We start from the raw sequence: 6580 nt of genomic DNA, 5'->3' as shown, positions 1-6580 counted from the left end.
GTGCAAATGGTGTAATTATGATTACCACAAAACGTGGGAAAAAGGGTGATGCCACTGTTTCTTATGAAAACAATATGAACATAAGTGAGCTATACAGGCATTTACCTACATTAAATTCTGAACAGTTTGTGAAAATATACAACGAGTCTTTTGCAAATGGTCAAAAGTTTGATCCCGCTGGCGCAGTTTGGGCACCTCCGGTAGAACTAAATCATGCTAATTTTCCATTACTTTTTGATACGAACGATAAACCAATTTATGATACAAACTGGGAAAAAGAAACTTATAAACCTGCTTTTTCGCAAAGTCACCAGTTGAATATCCAGGGTGGTAACGAAAAATCAGTTTACAGTTTGTCTTTAGGTTACCTGGATCAGAATGGTTTGGCGCCAACCTCAGCGTTTAAACGCTATTCTGTAAAAATGACAATGGATAATGATGTTAAAGACTGGCTCAAAATAGGTGGAAACATAAACCTGATCAGAAGTTCCCAGCGTTTAGTAACCGACGGAAATGGTAGCTTAAACGTTCCCAGGGCAGTAACAGAAGAAGTGCCTATTGTTCCGGTAAAATATCCGGATGGATCATGGGCAGGAAATTTTGATATTGCCGGACTAGAAGGTGCTCCAAATCCTGTTCACATTGCTAACGAAAGATATACCATCAATAACAATATGCAGATGCTTGGCGATGTATATGCGGTATTACATCTTACCAAAGATCTTGATTTTAAAACTGACTTTGGATATAACCTAAGTGGACAGAAGAATAACTTTTATTCTTCTTTAAATTTACCTCACTTATCGCAGGATCAGGGAGGGGTAGCCAATATTAATTCATACCTAAACTATTACTGGCAAACAGAAAACTACTTAACCTGGAACAAGCAGATAAACGACAAACAAAAATTAACCGCATTACTTGGGGTATCTTTTCAAAGAACCGGTTATGAAAGAGTCCGTTCAGAAACGCAATCATTTATTGATGATATTTTCCAATGGCATTATCAACAAGCCGGCTCGGTTAAAAGTGCCAACGAATCTCAAGATGATCAGTCGTCCCTTGCTTCTTTCTACGCTCGTCTTACCTATAATATAGACGAGAAATATTTGTTTACTGCAACAGGTCGTTATGATGGGTCTTCCAGGTTTGGAAAGAACAATAAATATGCATTCTTCCCGTCTGTAGGTGCTGCGTGGCGTATTTCGCAGGAAGATTTTTTAAAGGATAACAAGTCAATTTCTAATTTGAAAATACGGGCAAGTTATGGTACATCTGGTAACCAGGAAATAGGGCAGGCGCGTTCTCTTGCACAAATTCAACCAAATACAACTGTTTTGAATGGTGCAGCTCAGTCTACATTGCTCCCTAGTTATATTGGTAACCCAGATTTAAAATGGGAAAGATCAATACAAGCAGATGGAGGATTGGAGTTAGGGCTATTTGAGGATCGTGTTAATCTTACTGCTGATTATTACAACAGAGTAACCAAAGACCTTTTACTTCAAACACCAATCCCATGGTCGGCCGGCGAGGTAAATGCCAACGTTTACAAAAACGTAGGTTCAGTAAGGAATTCAGGAATTGAGTTAAGCTTAAATACAGTCAATGTTAAAAATGAAGATTTTGAGTGGTCAACAACCTTCCTGTTTTCAAGCAATAAAAACAAAGTACTGAAACTGAATGATGGCAACGCCGATATCTTCCCTGGACCAAACTTCCTGGGCGAAAATTTCGTGATCAGAGTAGGTGAGCCCATCGGATCTTTTTATGGAATGACCCGTCTTGGAACGTATAGCGATTCTGAAAGCGCTGAAGCCGCGGCACATAATTTAAAACCTGGGGATAGAAAATACATTTACAACCCAGATGGTAGTAATTATTACAGCATCATTGGCCAGGCTTATCCAAAATGGACCGGAAATTTCAGTAGTAATTTTAAATATAAAAACTGGGATTTTGCATTTGATATCCGCTTTGTTCAAGGTGTAAATACTGCTGCTAACTTTAAACACTCGGTTGAAGACAGGCAAACACTTTCAAATAGTCTGGCAACTGTGTTAAATGCATGGACTCCAACAAATCAGAACACCTCTGTTTCTCAGGTTCGTAATTACAGATTTGCTCAGGATTCTCATTTTGATACCTGGTGGGTAGAAGATGGTTCATTTATACGTGGCCAGAACTTTATGTTAGGCTTTAGTTTGCCTTCGGCTACAGTAAGTAAATTACATCTTAGTCGCTTGCGCGTTTATGCCAGTGTTCAGAACTTATTTCTCATAACAAAATATACCGGATATGACCCTGAGGTAGATACGTTTAATTCTGGTTACGGTTCTAACTCAGCATTTTCTCAAAATTTGGATTTCTTTTCTAATCCTCGTCCGCGTGTATGGAATCTTGGTTTACAGGCATCATTCTAAAATTTACTCATATGAAAACGATAAAAAATATAATATTGGTAGCATGTATATTACTTACGTGCTCTTGCAAAAAGTTTCTGGAAGAAAAACCCACTTATTTTCTGACACCAGAATCTGACTTGTCAAGCGAAAAAGTGGCCAGAGGGTTTGCAAATGCAGGTTATCAAAATTTGCAGGGCTTATTAGCAGGCCAACCTTCATCTTATGGAGGTAATACCTGGAATCTAATGGAGTTTGTAACCGGTAAAGCAAATAGCGATCTGGGCCAAACGGGCTTCGTTAATTTTTCTAATTTATCTTACAATGCAACCTCATTTTATTTCGACACATGGTGGAGACAGCTTTACCTTGGTATTGGTGCGTGTAATCTGGCTATTCAAAAAATACCAGCCATTAATGCTACAGGCCTAACAGATGAGGAGAAAACCAACATGCTGGCCGAAGTACGTACGTTAAGGGCATTGTATTATTTTTATTTGGTACGTATGTACGGTGCTGTTCCAAAGGTGACCGAAACACCTAAGGACCTTAACCTGAATTTTCCGCGTACAGCAGCAAAGGAAATATATGATAGCATTATTATACCTGACCTGTTGGAGGCAGAAAAATCAACGCTTGCATGGAAAGACGCTACAGGACTAGTATCTATGGGAGCAGTAAAATCAATACTGGCCGACGTATACTTAACCTATGCTGGTGCCGCAATTAATGGTGGAAATCAGTTTTATGCGGAATCGGCTAAGCGATCTTTAGATGTGATTGAGAAAGGCGGTTATACCTTGTTTCCTGAATATACAGATATGATTAAACCTTCAAATAAAAATACTGGCGAGTTCATATTTCAGGTACAATATGCTGCAGCTGTTCCTTCAAATAATCCGCTAACACCATTAACCATTCCTAATTTTTCGGGTATCTCTAAATATTCTGATGAATACGGATCGGTTTATCCAACTCCGCAGTTTATTCAGTCGTTTGCTGCAGGCGATAAAAGAATTTTACCCTATACCGCCTGCCCGATGTACAGTTGATGTATGCCGAAGCTTCTAACAGAGCCGAGGGAGGGCCTAATTCTAAAGCTATTGGGTATGTAAATGCCATTAGAAACAGGGCAAAACTTGCACCTATCGGAGCGTTGTCTCAAACAACATTTGAACAAGAGGTATGGTTACAGCGAAATTTTGAACTTTGTTTTGAAAACAAAATGTGGTTTGACATGATCAGAACAAGAAAAGTACACAACGATGTAACAGGAAACTGGGATAATTTTGTTGGGCACAGAACTACTTTTGGAGCTACGTTCGCAGAAAAACAATTGCTATTTCCAGTACCACAACAGGAAATTAATGTTAATCCAAATCTGTTACCAAATAATCCAGGTTTTTAACTTAACATCTTGTTAAAACCAAAGTATAAGGAGGGTGTTCAAAAGGGTAAGGCCGTCATTCTGAATTTATTTCAGAATCTCGCAATTACTATTCAAAACCCGCTTAAACGGGATCCTGAAATAAATTCAGGATGACGATAAGCATAAGTAAATAGTAAATATACCTTTTTGGACACCTTCTTTTTAACTATCATCAAATCAGCTTAAAACGTAATACTTTTGCATCAACATTATATAAATAAACAATTAAGATAATTGTTTGTTGTTCTATTGTAGTAAGTGCCAAATAGCATTTGCCGGCCAAATATATCGTCTAACCTGATTTGCAACATGATCTGCAAAAAGAAAAGCATAGATAAGTGTTTTAGTCTGTTAATATTTACTTGTTTTTGTTGTGCTTTTTTGTTTCGTAACCAAGCTATCGCTCAGCAAACATACAATGTTCGCTATAGTTTTGAAAAAGATACTATTAAAGTAAGTGGCGGTCAAACCTTTTCGAATAAACTGATCATAGAGAACCTGTCAGATAAAGCCGTTTTACTAAGTTCCGAAGCAATTAAAACACAGACACTTGCAGGTATGATTACGCTTCCTAAAAGCATTAACTTAAATGCCAAAGAGAAAAAGGCATTCCCATTGAAATACATTACCGACAGAAAAACAATAAACAAAAACATACAAGCTTTTACTGTATCCATTAAATCAGACGATGCGCAGTTAAAAATCCAGCCTGCTGTTTCTTTTTATACGCTATTAAGTGATGCGACTGGGCTGGCTATCAGTACCGAGCAATCAGAATTTTACCTCAATCAGGTTACCGGTCAATCTCAGATCATGCTGTTATGTACCAACAGAGGGATAGTCCCAATTTCCTTCCGCCTGATACTTACTGAAGTGCCAGAAGGTCTGGAGTTCACCGGCGAGAAAATGTCGTTGGTTTTGCAGCCGGGTGCTCAGCAATTGTTGCCTTTTAATGCGCGGAACAAACTGAACAATAAAATTGCTGCCGATTTTAATGTAACCATCCAGGCAGTGGATCAGGGTGGTAATCAGCTGGCGCTAAAAAGAATCAGAATCATGAGTGTCAGCAGTGTAAGAAGATATGGGGCAGGTGATAATCCATATGGCGAAAATCTGAACAATACAGCCGCTTTAAGATATATGAGCATGAGCCAGAACAGCTCATTTTATCAGATGCAGGCTAACGGAAAACTTAACCTATCCAACAATGCCGACCTCCATTATCGTTTCAATTTGGATTATTACCAGGATTTGCAAGGCATTAACCTGTACGATAGTTACCTTGACTACCAGCATAAAGACTGGGGATTAAAGATCGGTAGCATTTATGAAAATCTTGATTATGTCCTAAGTGGTAGAGGCGCTAAAGCTACCCTTAATTTCAATGAAGATAAGAGTCTAAGCATATATGGCATGCAGAACAATTATATGCTGATGAGCCAGGTAACAAACTCATTGGAAGGCCCAACTATTATTGCAGCAAGCTATGCCTTTAAAACCATTGGTGATCAGCATGGCAGGCTAACATATCTTCACAGTCAAAATGGTTTCTTCGGTGTGAACAACCAACAGGTAAGTGGAAAAACAGCCGTCAGGTTAAACGCCACCCAGCAATTAGATCTCGAGGGTGGCTACAGTTTAGAAAAAGCAAATAACCACACAGGCAAACATGCAGCCGCTTTAGGTATAAATTACACACTTAATGCAGGTAGCTATCAATTTATCACTAACAATTATTACAGTACATCCTATTATACCGGACTGCACAGAGGCCTTTTCCAGAGTGATAACAGAGTCGTTAAAACAATGGAAAAAAGTACACTTTCTGCAAGGATCAGTATTTTAAACAATTCGCCGGAGTATCAGGATATTGGAAACCGCTATAACTTTAGTGCAAACAAAAACATCATCAATGTTTACGAGGTAGGTTACAGTATCCTTATGGGGAAGATCAACCTCGATTTCAGACCTTACTTTATGGATCAATCACTTCAGGGGATGCAATTGCTTACACAGCTTAACCAGGATTTTAAATGGAGATCATCTTCAGTCAGAATGCAGGCTAACCTCAATTTTTTTAACAACAACCATAGTTTATCTATTAATGCTGATTATGGATATACCTATAAAAATACTTCTAATGAACCAAAACCGCCATTTCATTCACTTCGCCTAAATAGCAATTACGGTAATCGTCTGTTTGGCTTTACCAGCTACATTCAGCTCAATCCTTATTATTTAAGCGATTCTTTTTCTGCAACAAAAGATGCCGACTATAAGTTGTATTCATTTGGGCCAAATACCAGCTTTACATTGTTTAGAAACAGGTTAAATGTGCAACTGGCAACATTGTATAATTATTACGGTTTTACCCAAACCAAAAATTACGCTTTGAACGGCAGTGCCAAATGGATGATAAAGGGAAACTGGGCATTAACTACCGACTTGTTTTACAGCGTAATGAAAACAAAAGTACCATTTGACTATTACGCAATTAATTCATTCAATTCCAATACCTTCAATACTCGTCAGATTAGGGTAGGTATAGAAAAGCAGTTTTCAGGATTAAATAAAAGCAAGGGAGAGAAGCTGGAGTTAGCATACTTCGAAGATTATAACAACAACGGCATCAGAGATCCAAATGAAAAAGGTGCCGAAGGCATAACCGTTAAATTAAATGAAGAAACAGCGCGGACCAATTCAAAGGGCACTGTTAAGTTTTACGAGGTGAAACCTGGTAATTATACTG

At 38.3% G+C, this 6580-nt stretch carries 4 protein-coding genes; all 4 read left to right on the top strand.

Annotated elements, in window-relative coordinates:
• Positions 1-2423 (top strand): SusC/RagA family TonB-linked outer membrane protein (locus AC1DG9_RS25130; RefSeq protein ID WP_477635470.1); only part of this gene is annotated, 2423 nt, incomplete at its 5' end.
• An 11-nt stretch (positions 2424-2434) separates the two neighbouring features.
• The gene (locus tag AC1DG9_RS25125; protein WP_477635469.1) at positions 2435-3454 is read left to right on the top strand and encodes a RagB/SusD family nutrient uptake outer membrane protein; all 1020 of its coding nucleotides are present in this window, start codon (positions 2435-2437) and stop codon (positions 3452-3454) included.
• Positions 3454-3810, top strand: a complete 357-nt coding sequence (locus AC1DG9_RS25120) for a RagB/SusD family nutrient uptake outer membrane protein (protein WP_477635471.1) — start codon at positions 3454-3456, stop codon at positions 3808-3810. The genes AC1DG9_RS25125 and AC1DG9_RS25120 overlap by 1 nt, the downstream gene beginning before the upstream one ends.
• 402 nt (positions 3811-4212) lie before the next feature.
• Positions 4213-6580, top strand: a 2368-nt coding sequence (locus AC1DG9_RS25115; RefSeq protein WP_477635468.1) for an SdrD B-like domain-containing protein, incomplete at its 3' end; no start/stop codon positions are given.

The sequence above is a fragment of the Pedobacter sp. 05L430 genome, assembly GCF_056397585.1.
The sequence above is the reverse complement of the archived record's forward strand: the minus strand, read 5'-3'. Positions and strand labels throughout refer to the sequence as shown.

Coding starts and splice junctions, on each gene's coding strand:
- AC1DG9_RS25125 (WP_477635469.1), top strand. CDS start 2,435: ATGAAAACGATAAAAAATATAATATTGGTAGCATGTATATTACTTACG.
- AC1DG9_RS25120 (WP_477635471.1), top strand. CDS start 3,454: ATGTATGCCGAAGCTTCTAACAGAGCCGAGGGAGGGCCTAATTCTAAA.